The organism is Pseudomonas sp. MPC6 (assembly GCF_006094435.1).
Classification (GTDB): domain Bacteria; phylum Pseudomonadota; class Gammaproteobacteria; order Pseudomonadales; family Pseudomonadaceae; genus Aquipseudomonas.
In genome coordinates this window covers 2785842-2809269 of sequence record NZ_CP034783.1, presented here as the reverse complement: position 1 = coordinate 2809269, position 23428 = coordinate 2785842, and the positions used below count along the sequence as shown (strand labels likewise).

Here is a 23428-nt window from a genome sequence, read left to right as displayed (position 1 = left end):
AACACTGGGGCCGTGCAGGCGGCAGTCGCGTTTCAGTGAAGTCATAACCGAAATGGGCGAGGCCTGACAACAGCAAAGCCAAAGCTCTGCCAACACTTTAAAAATTTAGTAGTTATGAACGAGTGCCTTTATTATTGACTCGCCCGTTACTTCAAAATCACGAGCACAACAAATACTGCGCACAGCCCTACAAACCCACCAGTGGTAAGCACGGAAGACCATATCATCCGCGTCTTTATCGATACTGGCAACCGAGCAAGTTCCTCAGGATCAAGCATCCCACGTCGAATATACCTACTCGACCAAGCAATGGTCCCCGATAAATTTGAAGCTAAAAAAAGCCGTGTGGCAAACGACCATTTTCCCGGCGGCATCCTTCCATAGTATGTTACAGCGTAACTTTTTTTAAAAACACTGAGCACCACATCAAGATCACGATGAGCGATGTAACAATTTACACCTACACCAACAATGCTGATCAATAGCGGCGCAACCACCAAACAAAGCTTAACCGATTCGAAATTCATCCTCCCTCCCTTTGACACATCTTCTTGCAAATCATCGTATCGCAGCCTAAATTATATTTCATCACCCCATACTAAACGTAAGACACTCCCTCACCGCCCTATTGGACCTGCCATTTAGAAAACTCTTCAGTTTCATCATCCATCGACTCGATAAGTTCCGTCGCAGCCCACCCACCAGTGAATCCTCCAGCGAGTAAAAGCGCGATCGTGCACACTGGCGCTCCCGGTCCACAGACTGTTGACACAGCAGCACTAGCTACCACGGTCCCTACAAAACCGCCTCCTACTGTGACTCCCTGCTTGATCGCCGCTCTTGATTTGTTTTCGGCACTAATGATGTCGTATGCGGCATAAGTTATAGTGACAACTATAAGCACCTTACCCATTATTTTTAATGTCTTATTGAGCACATTGTAGTTAGCATCCGGCCTCGCTGAAGACTCTATAATCTCATAATGAATCGCATTTCTTTGCTGACCGCTCAGATCGGAAAATTTTTTGCCAAATTTCCGAAGTGCCTTCTCCTCTATTAATTTTTCCAGATCAGGAGAAACCATTTTTCTTTTTTGCGCAACAGCTCGCCCATGCACAGAGGTCTTTAACCTGACTTCATCCATAATCTTGTTTCGCATTTCGTAACAGAACTTGGCTGCTTCTCTCACAGAAATACTACCCGACTTCACTTGATTCAAGACCTCTGCCTTGACCCTCTTCACATTACGATTATAGTTTTCTCGCTGTTTCGCATCGCTTATAAAATCCGCAGAAAACTTAAGTGCTGCGCCCTCAAAGCTTTCAAGGGCGGTCTTCAAAACCTCATCATCTACAGGATGAATTTCTTGAGCCAGGTAATACCGATAAAAAGAGTCCATAATATTTACTCCGCAAGCTCCTTTAACAATTTCTGTGCACCACTGAGTACACTTTGCTGGCTATCCAGGTTATCCAGGTTCTCCACCTCGAATTTCACGCACGACTTCCCTGCGAAAGAATAAAAATTCGCCCTGTTTTCACTGTCGAACTCACCTTGCAGGACCGATCCATCATCCATGGTGGCGGTGCACTTGATGCCTTGATAATTCAGGTCCTGTGGAGCGGAAAAACTGATCCATTGCTCTGAATCCGGAAACTCGATTTTCAGATCCCCCGGCACCAGCGTATGCACACTCATGGTCTGGCCATCCTTGTCGGTCACCCCGTTGAACACTTCGCCTTGCTGGGTAGTGATCCGGTAGCGGTTGAACGACACCGGCGCCTGGGCGTCGTCTTTCACGGTGTAACCGGCGGCATAACCCGCCGGTAGCGGTGTGGCCGGGGTGTCCAGGCTGGCGCCACCGAGCTTTTGCACATGGGCCGCCTTGAGGTAGATGTTGCCGGGCGCGCCCAGCTCGATCTCGCCACCTTTCAGGCGGATGTAGGCTCCGCCGCAGCGGAACAGCAATTCGTCCGGCGCGCTGATCTCCACGCGCCCTTCCACGCTTTCGATCTTGATGTCGGTCTTGGCCAGGGCGTGCAGATCGCTACCCTGGGCGTGCAGCTCGACCTTGCCTTTGGCCGCCTTGAGTTTCAGGTCGGCGCGCTTTGCGAACAGGCTGATGCCGCTTTCCGCCGCTGCGGTGACGTCGTGCCCGGCGCTGATGTCGGTGTTGTGCGCAGCCATGATGCCCACGCTGGCGCTGCCGGAGGACAGGCACAGGGCTTCGGGACTCACCAGGCCGATGCCCGCCGGGGCCTGCAGCAATAGCCCCGGTTGCGCCAACCCCTTGAGAGCCTGGTTCAGGCGGGTCTGGCTGTCGATATCGCCAGGAGTCGCTTGCCCGCTGTAGGCGGCATTGGCCAGGGAACGGGCCAACGACAGCGCGCTTTCCAGTTGTTCAATAGCCGCGGTCATGTCGAGTTGCTGGCCGTGGGCCTTGGCTTGTTCATCGGTACTGATGAACAACCCCTTCCCCGCCCGAATCGCCCCCCAGCCATCGGTACGCAGCTCAAACCCTGCACCACGTTTTTTCTGCTCGGCATCGACCAAATGCCCCAGATTCAGCTGGCTCTTGCCACTGTGCTCGGTACTGAGCTTGACGTGTTCCTCGCCCCGCGTGTCCTCCATCCGCAGCTTGTTATTGGCCGGCGTGCGCAGCACGTTGCGTTTGTAATTGCGCGCACGCAGGGTCACGTGGTCCGGATGTTCGCTGTCGTGCAGGGCATGGGCGATGTACGGCCGATCCGGGTCGCCCTGTTCGAAGGCCACCGCCACTTCGGTGCCGGCGATCAGCGGCAGGTGCAGGCCGTGGGTGTCGCCGGCATACGGTCGGGCCAGGCGCAGCCACATGCTTTCCTGGCCGGGGTTCCAGGTGTCGCGGTCGAACAGGAACTGCACGCGGTAGCGCCCTTCGACGTCGATTTCGGCGTAGGGATCGTGTTTTTGCGGGTTGCTGACCCGCGCCGGGACGGTGCCGGCGATTTGCGGTTTGGCCAGCAGTGGCGGGCGGAAGCACACGCTTTCCGAATAGGGGATGGCCTCGAATTGGGCTTCGAAGCTGGCATCGCGGGCGGCGCGGGTGCTGAGGTGGGTGATCACCGTGCCGCGGGCGAAGGCCTGGGGCGCGCCGCCGGTGATTTTCAGCACCTGACCGGGAGCCAGGGTCGCGCTGCTGCTGGTGCCGCTGAGGCGGGTCTGGTCGTTGAGGTAGCGTTCGTGTTGCAGACGGGCGTAGAAGTAGCCGGTTTCCGGCGGCAGGTCTTCGTAGAATTGGTAGCGGTCGCCGAGGGCGCTGTAGGGTTCGGCGTAGTGGTAGGCCTCGCCGTAGGTGGTGGTCGCACCGCGGGTGTGGTCGATCTCGCCGTCCAGGTGAGCTCGGGCGTCGCGGTGCTGGTAGGTGCGGATATTGACCTGGCGTTCCACCACCTGGTGGTGGGTTTGCAAGGACCAGACGCCGTCCTGCTCGCTGCTGCTCAGGCCGGCGGGTGAGTGGTAAGGCAGCTCGATGCCGGATTGGTAATGCAGCTGGTCGTCATGGAATTCGACGGCGTCGATCTTCAGGCGCTCGTCGCTGGTGAAGCGGTACCAGATGCCGACTTCGGCCAGCAGGCGGGCGATGAAGGCCGGGTCGCTTTCGCCGTATTGCATGACTTGCAGGCGCTTGGGGTAGGTGCGCGTGAGCTTGAAGAAAAAGTCCTGGCCGCGGAAATCGTGGCGGCTGCGCAGGATCTGTTCGACGATTTCCGGCACCGACTGGTGTTGATAGAGGCGGAACTGCTGGCCGCGGGCGAGCAATGCCAGGCGCGGCTCAAGGGTGATTTCATAGCGGGCTTCGTCGACGGAGCCGGACAGGCGTTTGAAGGCGGTGATCACGCCGTTGAAGGTGCGCAGCGGTTTGACCTTGAGGTCCTTGGTCAGGAAGGTGAGCTTTTTCGGCACGGGGTGCAGGCTGAACTGGGCCTCGCGGTTGAGCAGCTGGTCGGCGGCGAGGTCCTGTTTGGTGCAGGTGAATTCGACGACGTAGTGGAACGGCTGGCTCAGCTGTTCTTCGCCGTGGAAGGCCAGGACGTCGAGGGTCAAGTCGGCGTTGAGGACGTGCAGCTTGTGGCGGCTGTGGTCGAAGAAGATGGGCAGTTGGCTGGACATGTTCAGGCCTTCCTGGTCTGTGTGGGGCTGACAAGGAGGCGTTATGCCCACTCTCGTTCAAGCGCCCGCAAGCTTTCACGATGGCGTCTGGAGTTGAAATAGGCCGTTTCCGATAAGGGCGTAGGATGCTTCCGAGTTTTGGGGCGCTTGGTCTACATTAAAATGAGCACGGCATCACCCATCCGCCCCTCAACCGAGGAAGTGAAGATGAAGCACCTGTTCGCGGTCGTTCTGGCTGTTCTTTCGCTGTCCATTTCGCCCCTCGCCAGTGCCGCGCCCACCGAGGACGCCAACGCCATCCGCCCTTTCCACGTCGCCATTGCGGACAAGGACCTCACCGATCTGCGCGCCCGCCTCCTGGCGACCCGCTGGCCGGACAAGGAGACGGTTGCCGATCGCTCACAGGGGGCGCAGCTGGCGCAGTTGCAGGCGCTGGTTCGCTACTGGGGCACGGATTACGACTGGCGCAAGGCGGAGGCGCAGCTCAATGCGTTGCCGCAGTACATGACCACCCTCGACGGGGTCGATATCCATTTCATCTGGGTGCGCTCGCCCAGTCCGAACGCGCTGCCAATGATCATGACCCACGGTTGGCCAGGCTCGGTGTTCGAGTTCGTCGAGGTTGTCGGCCCACTGGCCGATCCAGCCACACATGGGGGCAATGCTGCCGATGCATTCGATCTGGTGATTCCGTCCATTCCGGGCTACGGCTTCTCTGGCAAGCCGGGTGGCACCGGTTGGGACCCGGACCACATCGCGCGGATCTGGGCGCAGCTGATGCAGCGCCTGGGATACACCCACTACGTGGCCCAGGGTGGCGACTGGGGTGGCCCGATCACCAGCGCGATGGCGCGCCAGGCACCGGCGGGTTTGCGCGGCATTCATCTCAATCTGCCGGCGACGATTCCACCGGAAGCGGGCGCGGCTCTGGCTGTCGGCGGGCCGGCACCGGCGGGATTCTCCGAGGAAGAGCGCGCGACTTACGACGCCGTCGCCACTCTCGTCAAACAGGGCAACCTGGCCTACAGCACGATGATGGCGGCGCGGCCGCAGATGATGGGCTACGGCGCGACGGACTCGCCGGCCTTTCTCGCGGCGCTGATGCTGGTGCATCCAGGTTTTGCCAAATGGACGTACGGCGCCGACCCTCGGCAGTCGCCGACCAGGGATCAGGTGCTGGATGACATGACGTTGTACTGGCTGACGAACAGCGGCGCTTCGGCAGCGCGGCTCTACTGGGAGAACATGGGTCGCAGCCCGCTGTCTTCAAGCGCGCAGAAGACCAGCGAGATCACGCTGCCGGTGGCCGTCACGGTGTTTCCGGATGACGTCTATTACCCGCCGGAAAGCTGGGCCAGGCGCGCCTATGGCCACCTGATCTACTTTAACCAGGCGAAAAAGGGTGGCCACTTCGCGGCATGGGAACAGCCGCAGTTGTTTACCGAGGAACTGCGCACGGCGTTCCGATCGTTGCGCTGAAGCGCGAGGTCGCCCGGAAATCGTCCTTGGTCTGGGGGTGATGGATGTCAGTGAGCAGCCGGGTTCAGGGCTGAATCTGGCACATTGAGAAAGGCATTCCAGACCTCATAGGCATCGTGATGTCTCTTGGTCGCATCGTCCCACGCCGGCCCTGAAACGCATCTGGAGGAAACCAGCACCATCATGCCCATCGTGGCGGCGTCCAGTTCGATCAGTAGTGCGTGGGATTGGGTCCTGAAGTCTTCGACCGATATCATTGCGAGTGCCCCGGGCGGAAATCACCGCCATTGAAAAGCCATTGCTGATCGAACGGTCGAGTACGGCTGTCACAGAAGATTCCGCCAACCCGACCGCCGGTACATGCAGTCCGCAGCTGAAAAGCCCTTATATCGAGTCAACTGTCATTTCCGCGGCCAGCAGTTTGACCAATGCCGCAGCCGGCATTTCACGGGCCAGTGGTGCCCCCTGCCCGGCCCACTGCACGGCAAAGTCGGTGTTGCCGCGGACGCCGGCTGCCACGTTGAGCGCCTTGTTGGCGTCATAAGTGAACGGATAATCCGGCAGCGTGCCAGTCGCCTCCAGGCACGTGAAGTTGCGATTGACCATGCCCCGGGCGGGACGGCCGGAAATTACGCTGGTGACCTGGGTCTGCTGTGCTCGCGGACCTTTGAGGGCCTCACGATAAGCGCCGTTGGCGGAAGATTCCGGGCAGAGGATAAACGCTGTACCCAACTGTGCGGCACTGGCCCCCAGTTGCAGGACGGCCTTGATGCCTGCGCCGTCCATGATGCCCCCCGCCGCAATCACCGGCAGGCGGCATTCAGCGCTCAACACACGCACCAGCGCGAAAGTCCCCATTTCAGTGTCCTGCCCGGGCTCGAAGACCCCGCGATGCCCGCCGGCTTCGTAACCTTGAGCCACCAGGGCATGCACCCCGGCGTGCTCGGCCAACCGCGCTTCGGCCAGGTTGGTCACCGAACACAACAAGCGGATGCCAGCAGCCTTGAGGGCATCGATCGCCGGTTGCGGGGGCAAGCCAAAATGGAAGCTGACCACCGCCGGTTTTTCTTCCAACAGCATCTGCAGCATGTCGGGGTCTTCGACGAATGAGGTATAGATCTCACGCAGCGAGGCAGGCGCAACGGCGCCGAACTCGGCAAAAAAAGGAGTCAGGTCGTTCAGCCATTGAGAGGCCCGAACAGCGTCATGCACCGCAGGCTGGTGGCAAAACAGATTGACGTTGAAGGGCTTGTCCGTCAGCGCCGCCGTCTCTCGCAGCATGGCCCGCGCCTGTTCGACGCTGCTCGCACCGATGCCTATGGAACCCAGCGCACCGGCATTGGACACCGCAGCCGCCAGTCTTGGGGTGGAAACGCCAACCATGGGCGATTGAATGATCGCAAGTTCGATGTTCAACAGGGACAGCAGAGGATTGGACATGGCACCACCTGTAGGAAATGTGCGCGGTTGATCGCGAGCAGGCTGCGGGGGCCTAAAGCTCCCCGGTCAGGAATTGCGCCCTGCCACGGCCGAAGGACCAGTCCGCATCGGCGTTCTCCACCAGCGAAACGATCAGGTCGTCGGGCGACAGGTCACAGTCGGTTTGCAGCCTCTCGGCAAGCAACCGGTAGAACGTGGTTTTCTGTTGCTGTGGACGCGGTCGGGAAATCACCGTCAGCAAGACGACATTGGCCGAGCGCGTGTAGCCCAGTCCCGTGTCTTGCAGGACCAATTCCCCTGGACGATGTTGCGTGACGCATTGGTAGCGATCGCTGGCAGGCACTTCGAAAGCCTGAACCATGGCCTGATGGGCCACATCCAGCAGCGCCTTGAGTTGTTCGTCATTGCGACCCTGGATGATGTCGAACTTGAGCAGCGGCATCGCGATTCACCTTTGCGGAAAAAATCGGGAGCGAGAAATTCGCCCCCAGGGAAAAAGGATGGCGTGCAGCCCGTGCCTCCCGCCATCCAACCCGAAACTATAAAGAGCAATGCCTACTTGGCAGTCGGCATGGCAAATTCAGCACCTTTGGCAATGCTGTTCGGCCAGCGCTGCATGACTGATTTCTGCCTGGTGTAGAAGCGCACGCCCTCCTCGCCATAAGCGTGGGTGTCACCAAACAGCGAGCGTTTCCAGCCGCCGAAACCGTGCCACGCCATGGGTACCGGGATCGGCACGTTGATGCCGACCATGCCGACCTGGATCCGGCTGGCGAATTCACGCGCAATGTGGCCGTCGCGGGTATAGCAAGCGGTGCCATTGCCGAACTCGTGGGAGTTGACCAGATCGACCGCCTCGGCAAAGTCCTTCACCCGCATGCAGGCCAGCACCGGGCCAAAAATCTCTTCTTTATAGATCTTCATTTCGGCGGTGACATGGTCGAACACCGTGCCGCCGAGCCAGAAACCCTGCGCACAATCGGCACCGGCTTGCTGGCCGTCAAAGCCACGCCCATCGACCAGCAATTCGGCACCTTCGTTGATGCCTTGCTCGATGTAGCCGGTGATGCGTTGCAGCGCCGCGTGCGAGACGATCGGGCCCATTTCGGCCGCCAGGTTCATGCCCTCGAGCACCTTGAGGGTGCGGGTGCGCGCCACCAGTTTCGGCAGCACCTTATCGGCGACATCCCCGACGAACACCGCCACCGAGATCGCCATGCAACGTTCGCCGGCGGAACCGAAGGCCGCACCGATCAGCGCGTCGACCACCTGGTCGATGTCGGCGTCGGGCATCACCACCATGTGGTTCTTCGCCCCGCCCAATGCCTGCACGCGTTTGCCGTGGCGGGCGCCCGTCTCGTAGATGTGGTTGGCGATCGGTGTCGACCCGACAAAGCTCACGGCCTGGACGTCGGGGTGATCCAGCAGCGCATCCACCGCCTCCTTGTCGCCCTGTACCACGTTGAACACGCCGTCCGGCAGCCCGGCCTCCTTGAACAATTCGGCGATCAGCAGCGCGGGCGAAGGATCGATCGGGCTGGGCTTGAGCACAAAGGTGTTGCCGCAGGCGATGGCCACCGGGAACATCCACATCGGCACCATCACCGGGAAGTTGAACGGCGTGATGCCGGCCACCACACCCAGCGGCTGGCGCATGGTCCAGTTATCGATATTGGTGGAGACCTGCTCGGTGTAGTCGCCCTTGAGCAGTTGCGGGATACCGCAGGCGAACTCGACGACCTCGATGCCCCGCGTCACTTCGCCCTGGGCATCGGTGAAGACTTTGCCGTGCTCGGCTGTGATCAGCCGCGCCAGGGTGTCGCGGTGCTCGTTGAGCAACGCCAGGAACTTGAACATGATGCGGGCGCGGCGCAGCGGCGGCAGCGCCGACCAGGCCGGGAAAGCAGCCGCGGCCGACTTCACCGCCGCGTCGACGTCATGGGCGTTGGCGAGCGTCACCTGGCCAATGACCGAACCGGTGGCGGGGTTGGTAACGTTCTGCGTGCGGATTGAAGTGCCTGGCGTTGCGCGGCCGTGAATGTAGTGGGCGATTGCTGCTGGCGGGTTGCTCATGGCGGGTGTCCCCTGGTGGTGGATAAGAACCATCTCTTGTTGTTGTCAGGAAAGCGGCAGGCGGTGTGCCTGTCAGGGCCAAAGTAGGTCAGCCGCCGGATCATGTAAAATGATGATTAATGATCTTATGGATCACAAATGATGAAATATCTTTCGCAACAGGCACGGCGGATGAGGCCGTAATGAGGCTTGCTCAGTGAGGATCGAGACGGTATCTACAGGTGATCGGGGCGCACACAAATCTGCGTCCGGCAAAGACCCCTTGTAGGAGCAGGCTTGCCAGCGAAGGGGCCGGCACATTCACTATCATTGTTGCCTGTGACGCCGCCTTCGCTGGCAAGCCAGCTCCTACAAGTAATCGGGGTGTACACAAATCCCGGGGCTGACCAGGCCGGCTGTCAGGCCGCCAATGCGGACAAGCCGAATCGTCCTGGTTTAGCTCGCTCGGGGCTGTGCAGTTGTCTCGGTTCTGAGCAACTTTTGCAGCCACTGCGCCCGTTTGGATAAACGTTGCTTCCAGTCCTCGGCCAGGCCATGGGTTGCCGCCAGCGCCAGCAAGTCGTCGATCAAGGGCCGATGCGACAGCTGCACCTGCCAGAACTCGTCGATGGAAAAGCGCTCGGTGTGCCGATCCAGCAGTTCTATCCTGTCCCCCGCCTCGATGAATCCCGGCTGGATGACCCGGTAGTACCAACCGGTGATTCGCTCTTTGGCGACGTACATCGACATGTGCTCGGCATCGAAGCGATGATTGATTTTCCAGCATGGACTGCGCGGCTGAGAGACCTGCAGGACTGTACTGCCCATCTGGAACACGTCGCCGATATACACGTTTTGCTCAGAAAGCTGGCACGCTGAAATATTCTCACCAAGACTCCCGGGAATCAGCGCCGGGGCACTGTGCGCAAACGCCTGGGCCAATCGCTCATAGTTCTGCGCCGCATAGTGATGCACCGCCTTTTCCGGACCTCCGTGAACCCTGGTATCGCCGTGCTGGTCAACGACAATCCCGTTCAGCTCCACTCGAGCAGGGCCTGAAATTTTCCGTTTGAAGATGCCCGTCCGTTGCCCCTCGGGTTTTAGCACCCCCAGTCCGCCGGCAAAGACATGGTCAATGTGTGAAGTCGGTGTCATCGTCCCGCCACGCTTGTCAGTGCTGTTTTGTCCACTTTACTAACCGCCGACAAAGCCAGTAAAATGATGGCTCGTGATGCAATCCATCACTTTTTATGATAGGTGACAATGATCATGGAAATGCGCCAGCTGAAGATTTTCTGCGCGGTGGCCGAGCTTGGCAGCTTCACCGCCGCCGCGGTCAACGTGAACACCGTGCAGTCCAATGTCACCATGCGGGTGAAGGAGCTGGAAGCCGAGCTCAATCGCGAGCTGTTCATCCGCAAGAAATCCGGAGTCGTACTGACGTCGGCGGGCGAAACCTTCCTCGGTTATGCGCGGCGTATCCTGCAACTCACCGAAGAGAGTCGCAGCGCCTTGATGGACACCGGCAGCCCGACCGGCCTGCTGCGGCTGGGATCGATGGAAACCACCGCCGCCATTCGCTTGCCCCAGGTCCTGACCAAGTACCGCGAAAAATTCCCCGACGTGCAGCTGTCGCTCCTCACCGGTACCACGGTCGAGCTGATCAAGGCGATTGAAGCGCATCGACTGGATGGCGCCTTCGTTGGCGGGTTCCACCAGAACTCGGCGCTGGCGCAGGAAGAGGTGTTCCAGGAAGAACTGGTGCTGGTCAGCAGCAGTCATTTCGAGTCACTGGCCGCGCTCATCGATAAAATGCCCCAGCAGACCGTGCTTGTGTTCCGCACGGGCTGCTTCTATCGCTCGACCCTGGAAAACTGGTTTTACCAGGTCGGGCTGGTGCCGAACCAGATCATGGAACTGGGCACGCTCGACGGGATCCTGTCTTGCGTTGCCGCGGGTATGGGCGTGACCTTGCTGCCCAAGGCCATCGCCGAGAATTGCAGTGTGCGCCACGGCATCCGCTGCCATACCTTGCCCCCCGAGTTTGCCAAGGTTTCAACGGTGTTCATTCGCAGGAACGACTCGATGCTTACCTCGGCGATGAGTGCGTTCGTCGGGATGGCGCAAGAGCAGATTGCCCGACCGGTGATTCTGTAAATCCGCGACCCAAGCGGTTCGGTGACCGCACGCGGTCCCTGTAGGAGCGAGCTTGCTCGCGAAGAACCCAATCGCGACGCGTTTATTCAGGTATCACGCGTTATCGTTGGCGTCCATCGCGAGCAAGCTTGCTCCTACAGAACAACGTGGTTGGTCAGTGGCAGCCCCAACGCAAGCTCGGCCATGCGCTGCGCAGCAGGGACGACACTGTGGATTTTCCCCACGCCCTGACCCGCGTACAGCGACAGCTTGCGGGCCATGCGCGGCTTGTCGATCGCGCGGGCGCCGCCGCCGATGAAGCGCAGCAGGTTCCACTTGTCCCGATTGGGAATCACCCGGTGCGGCGTGCCATAGGTCCAGCCGAACGAATACCCCGTGCGGTATTCGGAGTCATCGGTAGTCGCCTCGACGATTTTCTGCTTGTACAGCGGGTGCGCATTCGACTCATCGGTGGCAATGAACGCGGTGCCCACCACAACCCCGGCCGCACCGAGCGACATCAGCGCCCGGACATCGTCGCGGGTGGTGATGCCGCCGGCCGCCAATACCGGACGCCCCTGGGCAACGGCAATGATGGAAGGCAACAACGGCATGATGCCGATCGTGCCGCGATTCAGGTGACCGCCACTCTCGCTGCCTTGCGCCACGATAATGTCGGCCCCCTGGGCGATGGCCTTTTTCGCCAGCGCTACCGAGCCCACTTGCACCATGACCACCAGCCCGGCGTCTTTCGCCCGGGGAATCATGTCGGCGGAATACGCTTCGGCATAAAACAGCGACAGCAGCCGCGGTTTTTCCTCAAGCACCATCTGAAATTGCGCTTCGAACACATCCGGGCCGCCAAACTGCGGCACCAGATTCACGCCAAAGGGCTGGTCGGTCAGGGCGCGGGTTTCCTGCAGCCATCGACGCAAGGCCAGCGGCGGCAGACGCAGCCCGCCAATGACGCCCATCCCCCCGGCATTGGCGACTGCCGCCACCAGCGCCGGGCCGGAAATGGCCGCCATGCCGCCGAGAAAGATCGGGAACTTGACGCCACACAAACGAGTGATGGCATTACCGGCAAAATCGAATTTGACTTCGTTCATTGCTCACAACTCCACATGTTTGCCAAGCATCCGCTTGAGCGTGTTGTTCTTCAGGAGAAAGTGATTCTTGACTGCGCCGAAGAGATGCAGGGCCAGGCCGGCCAGGAACAACGAGGCGCCGATATCAAACAGCACGTCGACGACCTGTTTCAGCGCCTGGCTGGCTGGCAACAGCGCTGGAATCGCCAATCCCCAGGGCAGCGCCGTCACCTCCCCGGCCGCAGACCTCGACGCCCAGACCGCGATCGGCAGCAGCACCATCGCCAGGGCGAGCGCCACCGCCACGGAACGACTGATGATCACCTCTATGGGATTGGGGGTGCCCACGGGCAGCGGATGGTAAGCCGTGACCCTGGCCCAGAACCGATAGATCGATACCAGGAACAGCATCAGGCCGATCAGGTTTTGCAACCTGGTGAACTCCATCCGCAGCGCCTGATCGGAGGCGTGGGCGATAAAACCCTGCAGGCAGAGGATCGACAGCAGCGAAAACGCGACGATCCAGTGCAGGACGACAGTGATGGGTGAGAATCTCAGGCCATTGTCTCGCAATTGCATGGCTGACTCCTTTTTCAGGACATGGAAAGGACTGCGGTACCCAAGGAGGCCGCTTTAATGGCTGACAGCCTGGGACGCGCCAAGCCCGGTTTGGGCACGGATCAGCTGATCATCGAAACGCGCTCGCTCAAGCGTTGCGGCGCTGCTGCGGTCGGTGATCGAACCCAGCCACGTGAACAGGAAGGCCACGTTCATCGAGATGATTGCCGGGTAGTCATAAGGGAAGATCGCGTCGGCGTGGCCCAGCACCTTGACCCACACCGCGGGCGAGAGAATGACCAGGCTGACGGCGCTGATCAGGCCGGCAATGCCACCGATCAACGCCCCTCGGGTGGTCAGCCCTTTCCAGTACATCGAAAGCACCAGTATCGGGAAGTTGACCGAGGCCGCCACGCCAAATGTCAGCGCCACCAGGAACGCGATGTTCTGGTCCTTGAACAAAATACCCAGCACCACCGCGACGATGCCGATGCCGACCGAAGCGATGCGCGACACCCGCCGCTCGTCCTTGGCATCGGCCCGGTTTTTCCTGAAGACCATCACATAGAGGTCATGGGAAATCGCCGAGGTACCGGCCATGGTCAGTCCGGACACCACCGCCAGGATCGTCGCAAACGCGACGGCGGAGATGAAGCCCAGGAGGAAGTCGCCACCCACGGCTTTGGCCAGGTGCATCACCGGCATGTTGCCGCCGCCGATGAGCTTGCCACCCACAATGCCGGACTCGTAGAAGGCCGGGTCCTGCCCGACGATCACGATCGCAGCCAGGCCGAGCACGCCAACGATCAGGTAGAAAAAGCCGATGAAACCAGTGGCGACGAACACCGACTTACGCGCCTGTTTGGCGTCCGCCACGGTAAAGAAGCGCATCAGGATATGCGGCAACCCCGCCGTGCCAAACACCAGGCCCAGTGCCAGTGAGATCAGCGACAGCGGGTCGGCCACCAGCTTGCTGGGCAGCAGTATCCGCTCGCCATCATGGTGCGCGGCCACCGCTTTTTCGAACAACAACTCGAAGGAAAAGCCGAACTTGCTCATCGCCAGAAACGCCAGCAAGGTGCCGCCCACCAGCAGCAGCCCGGCCTTGATGATCTGCACCCAAGTGGTGGCGACCATGCCGCCAAAGGTGACGTAGACCGCCATCAGCAGACCGACCGCAATCACCGCATAGTTGTAGGGCAGACCGAACAGCAATTGAATCAACTGCCCCGCCCCCACCATCTGCACCACCAGGTAAAAGCAGACCACGGTCAGTGAGCCGAAGGCGGTCAGGGTGCGGATGCGGTTTTGATCGAGGCGAAACGAGGCGATATCGGAGATGGTGATGCGCCCCAGATTCCGGATGCGCTCGGCAAACAGGAACAGCAACAGGGGCCAGGCGACAAAGAAGCTGATCGAGTACAGCACGCCATCGAATCCGTTGAAGAAAATCATGCTGGTGACACCCAGCAAAGCCGCGGCCGACATGTAGTCGCCGGCCAGTGCCAGGCCATTCTGGAAGCCGGTGATGCCGCCGCCGGCGGTGTAGAAATCCTCCATCGATTTGGTCTTGGACGCGGCCCACCAGGTAATGCCCAGGGTCGTCACCACAAAGATCAGAAACATTGAAATCGCGGTGATATTCAGCGGCTGTTTTTCGACGTGTTGCAACACGTCGGCGGCTGGGGCGCCAGTGGCGACCGCGCCCAGGAGTGCAGGAACAATGAGGTATTGAAATACAGGTTTCATACGACTGCCCCCGCGCGGATTTCCGCGGTCAGTTCATCGAACTCGTCATTGGCACGCAGGATGTACACGCCGGTAAACAACCAGGCGCCGATAATGAACGCGACACCCAGCGGCCAACCGATAGTGATCATGCTCGTGGTGGAAAGCTTCGTCGCCAGAAGCTGGGGTGTAAACGCGGCAACGAGGATGAACGTGAAGTACGGCACAAGGGTTGCAGTGGTCAGACAAGCGACGAATCTTCGCTGCCGTGAGACCAAATCCTTGTACCGGGGATGGTTGCGAATTCTGGCTGATTCAGATGGATGATTCACGTTGACTCCGTGGTGCAGTGGGAAATTATTGTTGTTCCACAACCTCGGATTCGAAGACTCGATCCGCCACTGGCTGCGGTTTGTTTGCCTGATCAACCTATGCCTGGCAAAAGATCATGTAAAACGATGATTAATGATGCATATGATCTGTTTTGATGAACCTGACGCCCCTCGATTCGCCTTGATTGCTTGCCTTCATCGCCCTGGAAAACTAATCTCTCGAAAGCATCTTTTTGATGATTGGTTATTTGTTTTTGTGATAGGTGAAGTTGATGGATGTGACGGATCTCAAGGTGGTGGAGGCGGTGGCCCGCCATGGCAGCATGAACAAGGCGGCCAGCGAGCTGAATACCGTGCAGTCCAACGTGTCCGCGAGGATTCGTTCACTGGAAGTCGAGCTGGGTGTGGCGCTGTTTCAGCGCAGCGCCAGGGGCGTCCAGGTCACGCCCGCGGGACGCCGCCTGCTGCCCTTCGCCGCACGGCTTTCGAAGCTGTTGCTGGATGCATCCTGCGCCGCGCGCGACGATGGACAGCCCAACGGTGTGCTTGAGATCGGTACGCTGGAGACCACCCTGGCGCTGCGTCTGCCGCAGCTGATTGCACAATTTGCCAAGACCTACCCCGCGGTCCGGCCGGTGGTGCGCACGGGCACCACCGGCAGCCTGATTCAAGCGGTCATCGACTCCAGGCTGGAAGGCGCGTTCGTCGCGGGCCCGGTCAACCATCCGCACCTGCACAGCGAACTGGCGTTCCGCGAAGAGCTGGTGCTGGTCACTTCCCCGGCGATTCACAGCCTGGAGGCTGTCGCTGGCATCGACACCTTGAAGACCGTGGTTTTTCGCGTCGGCTGCTCATATCGCCAGCGCCTGGATGCCCTGCTTGCCAGCCTGGGTATCCAGGCCCTCGAGCCGCTGGAGTTTGGCTCGATCGACGCCATCATCGCCTGCGTGTCCGCCGGAGTCGGGGTCACGCTGTTGCCCCGGGGCGTGGTAGCGAACGCCGTGCGCGAGGGCTTGGTTGCCGCGCACGAGATTGCGCCAGAACTCGCCGCCGTGGAGACGGTGTTTGTCAGGCGCCTCGACGGTTATTGTTCCAGTGCGTTAAGCACGTTTCTGCAGAGCGTGCGCCTGGACGGTGCCACCGCTGCGCCAATGCCCCTGGCGTCCTAGCCCGCTCAGGTGCTGCTGGCAGTGCCTCGGGTTTGCGCGATGAAGCGACGTTTCACCCAGGCGTTCATTCCGGCACACAGCACCAACAGCGCGCCGGTGACCAGGAATACCGCGTTCAACCCCACATGGGCACCGATCTGGCCGCCGATCAGTGGCCCGATCACCTGCCCGGAAAACTGCGCCGATTGCAGATAGCCCAACACTTTGCCGGTGTTGTGCTCTTCGACCGAATGCCGTATCAGCCTGGCAATCGCCGGCAGCAGCCCGGCCAGGGTCATGCCCATGACCCCGCGCAGCACCGCCAACTGCCACCATTGCGTGACAAACGCCTGGGGCACCATGACGATGCCCGTCAACACCAGACAACCAACGATGACGTTCCAACTGCCGATGCGGTCGGCCAGCGCACCCAGCCTGGCTGCGGTCAGGATACTGCCCAGCGCCGAACAGGCCATCACTACGCCCGCCATCCGCGCCTGGTCATCGAAGGCCACACCCAAGTGGCCGATGTAGACGGTGATAATGGGCTCGATCGACATGTTGGCCAGGAGCACCATCATCGCGGTCATCAGCAGGGCGCCAATGATCGGCCAGTTGGACGTGGCGCCTTCGGGGCGGGTTCTGTTGATCCGTCGCCTGCCGTCCGAGACGCGATCGAAATCCTCCCGAATGAACAGGACGGTCGTCAGCGCTGCCAGGGCGATCATCCCTCCCCCCACGAAGAACGTGCCGCGGATCCCGACCAGCTCCGGCAGGAATCCACCCACCAACGGCCCGATCAAGTTGCCGGACAAGGCGCCCGTGGACAGCACACCCAGGGCCCAACCGGCCTTTTCCCGTGGCACCTGCGATCCGATCATGACGATCGAGGCCGAGGCGTAGCCGCCGATGAGGCCGGCGATCAGGCGCAGTACCACCAGATCGGTCACAGTTCGGGCCAGGCCGATCATCGACATGACAATGGCCATGCCGATCGCCGCTCTGACCAGCATCGGCTTGCGGCCATAACGATCGGCCAGGCGTCCCCACATCGGTGCGGTAATCGCCGTGCCAAAAAAAGTTGCGCCGAATGCCACCGCCGACCATTGCACCACGTCAGCCTGGTGCGTGACGCCAAGTTGTTGGACGTAAAGCGGCAGGAACGGCAACAACATGCTCAGGCTGACCAGCGTGGTAAACGAGCCGAACACGCAAACCGTCAGGTTCCGCCGCCAATAGGGAAGATTTCGCTCGGCATAATTCCCAGGGAGAGGAGCACCGTTATTGGCCATCGGTTGCCCTGCCCACTGCTACATCGATGACAAAAGCCAGCAGCATCGCCGAAGTGCCAATGATGAACAGCACGCTGTAATTGCCCCCGCTGTAGGAGAACAGAAACGACAAGCCATAGGCCGCCACCGCCTGGAACAAGGCAAAACCGACCGTGGCCGTTTGCCAGGCCGAATGCTGTTGGGCGGGATGCCTGGCCAGTAGTTCGTGCACCCGACCCAACATCAGTGGCACGGTCCCGGTGACGAACGCGCCGACGACGACGCTGGAGATCATCAGCCAGACGCTGCCGAGGCCGAGGGCCGGTACGGCGACGCTGATGGCTTCGATGATGAAAGACACGCGCAAGGCGCGGCCGAAGCCGACCCGGTCGGCCACTACGCCCGCCAGCAGTGGACCGACCGTGGCGCCGAGGCCGAACAGCACCCAGTACTGCGCGCCGACCTGCAGGCCCTGGCCCATGCCCCGGGCCACGAAATCCACCAGAAAAATCATGTGCGGCACCCAACCCGCTGCGTTGAGTGCGTATTCGACATACAGCGCCTTGAGTGTGCCGTTGGCCGCCGGTCGACGGTGCGGCGTGGGGGTGGCCGCCGGCGCGTGCGCCCTTGGCCATCCGCGCCAGGCAATGGCCGTCAACACCAGAGCAATCACCCCAAGGCCGAGCCAGGTTTGCCGCAACCCCTGTTCCAGCAACAGCGGGACCAGGGTGCCAGAGGCCGCGATGCCAACACCGACGCCCATGAAGATGATTCCGCCTGCCAGTCCACGCCGGGACGCCGGTACATGCGCCAGCACGGTCGGCGCGGCCAGCACCATCAGCGCACCGCCGGACGTTCCGGAAAGGAAGCGCCAGGCAAAGAACCACACGAAGGACACAGGCCAGGCACAGGCAAAAAACGCCAGGCTTGCCAGCAACATCATCGCCCTGAGGGTAAACACCGTGGAGGTTTTCGCCGCCATGGAACGACCAAAAATCGCCCCGACCAGATAGCCGGCCAGGTTGGCGGCCCCCAGGTAAGCGGCCTTGGAAGGCTCAAACCATTGCGCGCCGATAATGGCCGGCAGCAGCGGCGTATAGGCAAATCGCGCCAGGCCGATGCCCACCAGGCTGGCAGAAAAACCGGCCAGGATGCCCCAGCCGGCGGAGGCTGGCCGCAACGTGGGCGCGCTGGCGATCGATCGCTTCACACTGTTCATATCGGCCCTTCTTTTCTTCAGATGGGCAGACAGTACGCGCGACGCAGCAATCTTCAGAAGCGAATTAAAACGATCAGGGTTATCTCATCAAAAGATACCTGGACCGACCCGATCCCTCTGACAGCGGGACATTCAGACCGAATCCGAGCCACGATTGCCCTTGAAGGCTTCGCGCCGTGATTGTCGTTCGACGGCATAAGCTTCGCTGTGCTCGCTGATCAGCTCGCCACGGCGCAAAGGCTCGCCGCAGTGTTCGCACAGCGGCCCGAGGCCAGCAGGTTTGCCGCAGGTTTGATGGGTGTAGCGCACTGCCAGCCCCTCCTCCGGCAACTTGCACCAGGTTTCGCCCCAGGCGCGTAGCGCCAGGACTACCGAGTAGAAGGCCTCGCCTTTTGCGGTGAGGTGGTATTCGTAGCGCAGTGGCCGCTCGTTGTAAGGGCGCCGCGTGACGAGGCCGTCGGCCTCCATGTTTTTCAGGCGTGTGGCGACCATTTGCGGGGTGCCTGCGGTCTGCGCCTGGATCTCGTCGAAGCGATGACTGCCCATGAACAACTCGCGCAGGACCAGCACGGTCCAGCGGTCGCCCACGATGTCCTCGGCCCTCGAAATCGGGCACAAGGTCTGGGAAGTGCCTGGGTTTGCCGCCATAAGGACTTGCCTCTTTCACAGTTACTATGATTATCATATTTACAACGTGCCACGGCAACTCCACGGCACAGGCCACCGAAAATCCCTGGAGAACATCGCCATGTCGAAACCCCTCTACCCCCTCGACAGAACCGCCTACCTGCTGGTCGATCCCTACAACGATTTCCTGTCGGAAGGCGGCAAGGTCTATCCGTTGATCGAGCCGATCGCCACGCAAGTCGGCCTGCTCGACAACCTGCGCGCCCTCGATCGCGCGGTCCGTGCCCTGGCCATTCCGGTGGTCATCGTACCGCACCGCCGCTGGGAACAAGGCGACTACGAAGGTTGGGACCACCCGAGCCCGACCCAGTGCAAGGTCATGCACATGCACCACTTCGCACGCGGCGAATGGGGTGGCGAATGGCACCCCGATTTCGCGCCCAGGGACGGCGATATCGTGGTCAAGGAGCATTGGGGTTCCAGTGGTTTTGCCAACACCGACCTGGATTTTCGCCTCAAGCAAAAAGGCATCACCCACGTGATCATCGTGGGCCTGCTGGCCAATACCTGCATCGAGGCAACGGCCCGTTATGCGTCCGAGCTCGGCTACCACGTCACCCTGGTACGCGATGCCACCGCTGCGTTCAAACCGGAAATGATGCAGGCCGCCCATGAGCTCAATGGCCCGACATTCGCCCATTCCATTGTGGCCACCGACGAACTCATCGCCGCACTGGCACAGCAGGAGTGATCCGATGAAATTGACAGGAGCCCTGATTATCGGCGCCAACGATGTCCCGGCCACCGAGGGGACGATGAAAGCGCTCAATCCCGCCACCCACCAATTGATCGAGCCGGATTTCGCCTTGGGTGGCGTGGCCGAGGTTGACCAGGCTGCAACACTCGCCGACGAGGCTTTTGACTTTTACAGCCATACCTCTCTCGCCCGCCGTGCGACCTTCCTCGACAGCATCGCCGACAATCTCGACGCCGTTCGCCACGAACTTGCGGCGCGGGCCGCTCTGGAAACGGGTCTGCCCGCCGCGCAGCTTGAGGCCGAGGCGGCAAAAGCCGCGACCCAGTTCCGCCAGTTCGCCGAGGTCGTGCGCCAGGGCCGCTTCCTGCAGTTGGCCATCGATCCGCCGCAACCTGAGCGCCAGCCACGCCCGCGCATGGACCATCGACTGCAGAAGATCGCGATCGGCCCGGTGGCCGTGTTCGGTGCGAGCAACTTTCCCATTTCCTATTCGGTCGCCGGGGGCGATACCGCATCGGCCCTGGCGGCCGGCGCGACCGTCATCGTCAAGGCGCATAACGCTCACCCTGGCGCTTCGGAAATCCAGGCGCGAGCCATCCGCAAGGCCGTGCAGGACAACGGGCTGCCCGAAGGCGTGTTCTCGATGGTGCGTGGCGGCGGCAATGCGATCGGCGAAGCCCTGGTCGATCCCCCCCTGATCAAGGCGGTGACCTTCACCGGCTCCGAGCAAGGCGGCATGGCGCTGTATCGTCGGGCGCAGCAACGCCCCGAGCCGATTCCGGTGTTTACCGAAATGACCAGCGTCAACCCCACGTTCATCCTCCCGGATGCGCTGGCCGAACGTGGCGAGCGCATCGGTGATGGTTTTATCGAACGCATGCTGGTCAATGTCGGGCAAGCCTGCCTCAAGCCCGCCCTGCTGATCGCGATCGAAGGGCCCGGCTTTGCGGCGTTGCGGGCCGCCATGGTCCGGCGCGTGAGCGCAGCAGCGGCGCGGCCCATGCTGACGCCGGGAATTCATGCGGCCTATGTCAGCGGGCTCAGCGCCATGGAAAACGCCGGGGCCCGTCGCGTCGCCGAAGGCTACGCAGTGAATGCGCGGCTTGACGGCCGATCGGCCTTGCTCGAGGTCGACGGCGCGATTTTCCTGCGCGACCCCGCGCTGGCCCAGGAAGTGTTCGGCCCCTGCGCACTGCTGGTGAAGGTCAGGGACGCGGAGGAAATGCTGGCTGTCGCGCGCTCGCTGCGTGGCCAGCTCAGCGCCGCCATGCACCTCGAGGACAGCGACCTGCAACTGGCCCGGCGCTTGCTGCCGGTGCTGGAGCGGCGCACCGGACGCATCGTCGTCAACGCCTTTGCGCATCCGCAGGAGGTCACCTTTGCCACCGTTCACGGCGGACCGTTTCCGGCCTCATCGGACAGTCGCTTCACCTCGGTGGGCATGACGTCCCTTGAGCGTTTCCTGCGCCCGGTGTGTTACCAGGGGTTTCCTGATGCTTTACTGCCTGAGGCGCTGCGTGAAAGCAACCTGTTGCGGTTGCCTCGCAGCGTGGACGGCGGGTTGTAGGAGCGAGCTTGCTCGCGACGGTCTCAAGGATGACGCGTTTATTCAGGGAAAACGCGTTATCGTTTACGTCCATCGCGAGCAAGCTTGCTCCTACAGCAACAGCAACAGCAACAGCAACAGCAACAGCAACAGCAACAGCAACAGCAACAGCAACAGCAACAGCAACAGCAACAGCAACAGCAACAGCAACAGCAACAGCAACAGCAACAGCAACAGCAACAGCAACAGCAACAGCAACAGCAACAGCAACAGCAACAGCAACAGCAACAGCAGCCCGCATCATCGGAGGCATTGCATGCGCCCTGTGTGCCGAGTCAAATCCGCGACGTTGTCGAGGCCATTTCCGCATCGTCCGGGGAACCTGCGCGCAGGCGCATGGCTGCGCTGGATCCTGTGCCTCAGCGTCTTCGCATCCGCCATGGCCGCGGCGCAATCACGGCCCGAGGACATGGTGTATCTGCGCTCGATCGATCCGGGCATCGAGCAGGACATCCGCTATGCCAGCGCGCATAACTTCACCGGGCACCCGCTTGACGGCTACGCCGCGGCGCAGTGCCTGTTGACGCTGGACGCGGCCCAGGCCCTCGCCCGGGTACAAAAGGCGCTGAGCGCCCAGGGCTACGGCTTGAAGGTATTCGACTGTTATCGACCCAGCCGTGCGGTTGCCGACATGGGGCATTTCGCGACGGTACCGGGTGACCCACGCAAGGCCGAATTCTATCCACGCGTGGACAAGCAGGACTTCTGGCGCCTGGGTTATGTGGCCCGTGTGTCCAATCACTCCAGGGGCTCGACCGTGGACCTGACCCTGACCGGTCCGCAGGCGCTGCCCGCCGACACCTGGACGCCCGCGGCCGCGCAAGTCGATTGCACGGCGCCTTACGGCCAGCGCTGGCGCGACGGCGCACTCGACATGGGCACCGGCTACGACTGCTTCGATGAGCGCGCGCACACCGACACGCCGTTGATAGACGCCGACGCCCGGAAAAATCGCCAGCTACTCAGCCGGGCCATGGAACAGGCAGGGTTTTCCGGTTACGACAAGGAATGGTGGCACTTCACCTACAGTGGCGCGGGTCCGCGCAAGGACGTCATGGATTTCCCCATCACGCCGCTGCAGGCCAGCAACCTTCTCGATACGAGCCACCAGCTGATCGTGGTTACCAGCAAAAACTGGACTGACGTTCAAGGCACAGCCCAGCGCTATGTCCGCCGAGGGTCCACCTTTGAGAAATACGCGGAGCCCTTTGCGGTGGTGTTGGGTAAGAACGGGCTGGCCTGGGGCAAGGGTATTGCGGCCAACGTCGAGCAAGGCGAAGGGCCGGTCAAGCGCGAGGGTGATGGAAAAGCTCCCGCCGGGATATTCAAGCTGGGAACGGCGTTCGGCTACGACAACACGGCCAACACCCAACTGCCTTACCTGGCGCTGACCCCGACCAGCGAATGCGTGGATGACAGCCACTCCAGACATTACAACGAGCTGGTCGACGGGGCGACAACAGCCAGGGACTGGAACAGTTCGGAACGCATGCGGCGTGACGATGACATGTATCGCCAAGGCATTGTCATCGAGCACAACACGCCGGCATCCCCCGCCCTGGGCTCGTGCATTTTCTTCCATCTCTGGCGCGGCCCTTCCTCGCCGACGCAGGGCTGCACCGCCATGGATAAAGCGGATATTTCCCGATTGTTCGGCTGGCTGGATCCACGCCAGTCGCCGCTGCTTATCCAGTTGCCGGAGACGGAATACGAGCACTTTCGTGCCGACTGGAAATTGCCCGAACGCTGATATCGCGCTCCCACAGACGATAGCCAGGCTCAACCACTCGTCGGGCAGTCCACCTTCAAGCTGTTGACATCGATGGGCGTCTGCGCGA

The 23428-nt window shown here is 61.1% G+C and carries 22 protein-coding genes; 6 read left to right on the top strand and 16 right to left on the bottom strand.

Annotated elements, in window-relative coordinates:
- Positions 1-146: 146 nt before the first annotated feature.
- The 3 genes from ELQ88_RS15185 to vgrG form a co-directional block, all read right to left on the bottom strand.
- The gene (locus ELQ88_RS15185; RefSeq protein ID WP_138966029.1) at positions 147-527 is read right to left on the bottom strand and encodes a hypothetical protein; all 381 of its coding nucleotides are present in this window, start codon (positions 525-527) and stop codon (positions 147-149) included.
- 98 nt (positions 528-625) lie between these two features.
- A complete protein-coding gene (locus tag ELQ88_RS15180; RefSeq protein ID WP_138966027.1) occupies positions 626-1399 on the bottom strand; it encodes a hypothetical protein in 774 nt (257 codons plus the stop codon).
- Positions 1400-1404: 5 nt separating this feature from the next.
- Complete coding sequence (gene vgrG / locus ELQ88_RS15175; protein ID WP_138966025.1) at positions 1405-4149, bottom strand: type VI secretion system tip protein VgrG; 2745 nt, start codon at positions 4147-4149, stop codon at positions 1405-1407.
- A 207-nt stretch (positions 4150-4356) separates the two neighbouring features.
- On the opposite strand from vgrG, the gene ELQ88_RS15170 reads away from it, so the two are divergent.
- Positions 4357-5628, top strand: coding sequence for an epoxide hydrolase (locus ELQ88_RS15170; protein ID WP_138969527.1), 1272 nt, complete (start codon positions 4357-4359; stop codon positions 5626-5628).
- Between the two features lie 47 nt (positions 5629-5675).
- Here ELQ88_RS15170 and ELQ88_RS15165 read toward each other — a convergent pair whose 3' ends face one another.
- The 5 genes from ELQ88_RS15165 to ELQ88_RS15145 form a co-directional block, all read right to left on the bottom strand.
- Entirely contained in the window at positions 5676-5885 is a 210-nt protein-coding gene (locus ELQ88_RS15165) for a hypothetical protein (protein WP_138966023.1), read from the bottom strand.
- A 127-nt stretch (positions 5886-6012) separates the two neighbouring features.
- The gene (locus ELQ88_RS15160) at positions 6013-7068 is read right to left on the bottom strand and encodes a nitronate monooxygenase (protein ID WP_138966021.1); all 1056 of its coding nucleotides are present in this window, start codon (positions 7066-7068) and stop codon (positions 6013-6015) included.
- Positions 7069-7120: 52 nt separating this feature from the next.
- On the bottom strand, positions 7121-7510 hold the full coding sequence (locus tag ELQ88_RS15155) for a tautomerase family protein (RefSeq protein ID WP_138966019.1): 390 nt from the start codon (positions 7508-7510) through the stop codon (positions 7121-7123).
- Between the two features lie 113 nt (positions 7511-7623).
- Complete coding sequence (locus tag ELQ88_RS15150; protein ID WP_128873214.1) at positions 7624-9141, bottom strand: CoA-acylating methylmalonate-semialdehyde dehydrogenase; 1518 nt, start codon at positions 9139-9141, stop codon at positions 7624-7626.
- Positions 9142-9576: 435 nt separating this feature from the next.
- On the bottom strand, positions 9577-10275 hold the full coding sequence (locus ELQ88_RS15145) for an MOSC domain-containing protein (RefSeq protein WP_138966017.1): 699 nt from the start codon (positions 10273-10275) through the stop codon (positions 9577-9579).
- Positions 10276-10389: 114 nt separating this feature from the next.
- Between ELQ88_RS15145 and ELQ88_RS15140 the strand changes: the two genes are divergently transcribed.
- Positions 10390-11277: a LysR family transcriptional regulator gene (locus ELQ88_RS15140; protein ID WP_128873216.1), complete on the top strand. Its 888-nt coding sequence runs from the start codon at positions 10390-10392 to the stop codon at positions 11275-11277.
- 134 nt (positions 11278-11411) lie between these two features.
- On the opposite strand, the gene ELQ88_RS15135 is transcribed toward ELQ88_RS15140, so the two are convergent.
- From ELQ88_RS15135 to ELQ88_RS15120, 4 genes are read right to left on the bottom strand one after another with little or no spacing between them, the layout of a single operon-like run.
- Positions 11412-12365 carry a nitronate monooxygenase gene (locus ELQ88_RS15135; RefSeq protein WP_128873217.1) on the bottom strand — a complete coding sequence of 318 codons (954 nt, stop codon included), beginning with the start codon at positions 12363-12365 and terminating at the stop codon, positions 11412-11414.
- A 3-nt stretch (positions 12366-12368) separates the two neighbouring features.
- Positions 12369-12923 (bottom strand): cytochrome b/b6 domain-containing protein, encoded by a 555-nt coding sequence (locus ELQ88_RS15130; RefSeq protein ID WP_138966015.1) that lies wholly within the window; start codon positions 12921-12923, stop codon positions 12369-12371.
- A 54-nt stretch (positions 12924-12977) separates the two neighbouring features.
- On the bottom strand, positions 12978-14651 hold the full coding sequence (locus ELQ88_RS15125) for a cation acetate symporter (RefSeq protein WP_138966013.1): 1674 nt from the start codon (positions 14649-14651) through the stop codon (positions 12978-12980).
- The gene (locus ELQ88_RS15120) at positions 14648-14962 is read right to left on the bottom strand and encodes a DUF485 domain-containing protein (protein WP_138966011.1); all 315 of its coding nucleotides are present in this window, start codon (positions 14960-14962) and stop codon (positions 14648-14650) included. Before ELQ88_RS15120 ends, ELQ88_RS15125 begins: the two co-directional genes overlap by 4 nt.
- Before the next feature lie 272 nt (positions 14963-15234).
- Between ELQ88_RS15120 and ELQ88_RS15115 the strand changes: the two genes are divergently transcribed.
- Positions 15235-16131: a LysR substrate-binding domain-containing protein gene (locus ELQ88_RS15115; protein WP_138966009.1), complete on the top strand. Its 897-nt coding sequence runs from the start codon at positions 15235-15237 to the stop codon at positions 16129-16131.
- 5 nt (positions 16132-16136) lie between these two features.
- Here the strand turns inward: ELQ88_RS15115 and ELQ88_RS15110 are convergent, their stop codons facing one another.
- The 3 genes from ELQ88_RS15110 to ELQ88_RS15100 form a co-directional block, all read right to left on the bottom strand.
- Complete coding sequence (locus ELQ88_RS15110) at positions 16137-17402, bottom strand: MFS transporter (protein WP_138966008.1); 1266 nt, start codon at positions 17400-17402, stop codon at positions 16137-16139.
- Positions 17392-18600, bottom strand: a complete 1209-nt coding sequence (locus ELQ88_RS15105; protein WP_138966006.1) for a YbfB/YjiJ family MFS transporter — start codon at positions 18598-18600, stop codon at positions 17392-17394. Before ELQ88_RS15105 ends, ELQ88_RS15110 begins: the two co-directional genes overlap by 11 nt.
- Positions 18601-18732: 132 nt before the next feature.
- The gene (locus ELQ88_RS15100; protein WP_138966004.1) at positions 18733-19248 is read right to left on the bottom strand and encodes a helix-turn-helix domain-containing protein; all 516 of its coding nucleotides are present in this window, start codon (positions 19246-19248) and stop codon (positions 18733-18735) included.
- Positions 19249-19348: 100 nt separating this feature from the next.
- Between ELQ88_RS15100 and ELQ88_RS15095 the strand changes: the two genes are divergently transcribed.
- Together ELQ88_RS15095 and ELQ88_RS15090 are read left to right on the top strand one after the other, a co-directional pair.
- Complete coding sequence (locus ELQ88_RS15095) at positions 19349-19978, top strand: isochorismatase family cysteine hydrolase (protein ID WP_138966002.1); 630 nt, start codon at positions 19349-19351, stop codon at positions 19976-19978.
- A gap of 4 nt (positions 19979-19982) precedes the next feature.
- A complete protein-coding gene (locus ELQ88_RS15090) occupies positions 19983-21551 on the top strand; it encodes an aldehyde dehydrogenase (NADP(+)) (protein WP_138966000.1) in 1569 nt (522 codons plus the stop codon).
- 90 nt (positions 21552-21641) lie between these two features.
- On the opposite strand, the gene ELQ88_RS34320 is transcribed toward ELQ88_RS15090, so the two are convergent.
- Complete coding sequence (locus ELQ88_RS34320; RefSeq protein ID WP_178084695.1) at positions 21642-21818, bottom strand: hypothetical protein; 177 nt, start codon at positions 21816-21818, stop codon at positions 21642-21644.
- A 28-nt stretch (positions 21819-21846) separates the two neighbouring features.
- On the opposite strand from ELQ88_RS34320, the gene ELQ88_RS15080 reads away from it, so the two are divergent.
- Positions 21847-23340: a M15 family metallopeptidase gene (locus ELQ88_RS15080; RefSeq protein ID WP_138965999.1), complete on the top strand. Its 1494-nt coding sequence runs from the start codon at positions 21847-21849 to the stop codon at positions 23338-23340.
- The last annotated feature ends 88 nt before the right edge of the window (positions 23341-23428 follow it).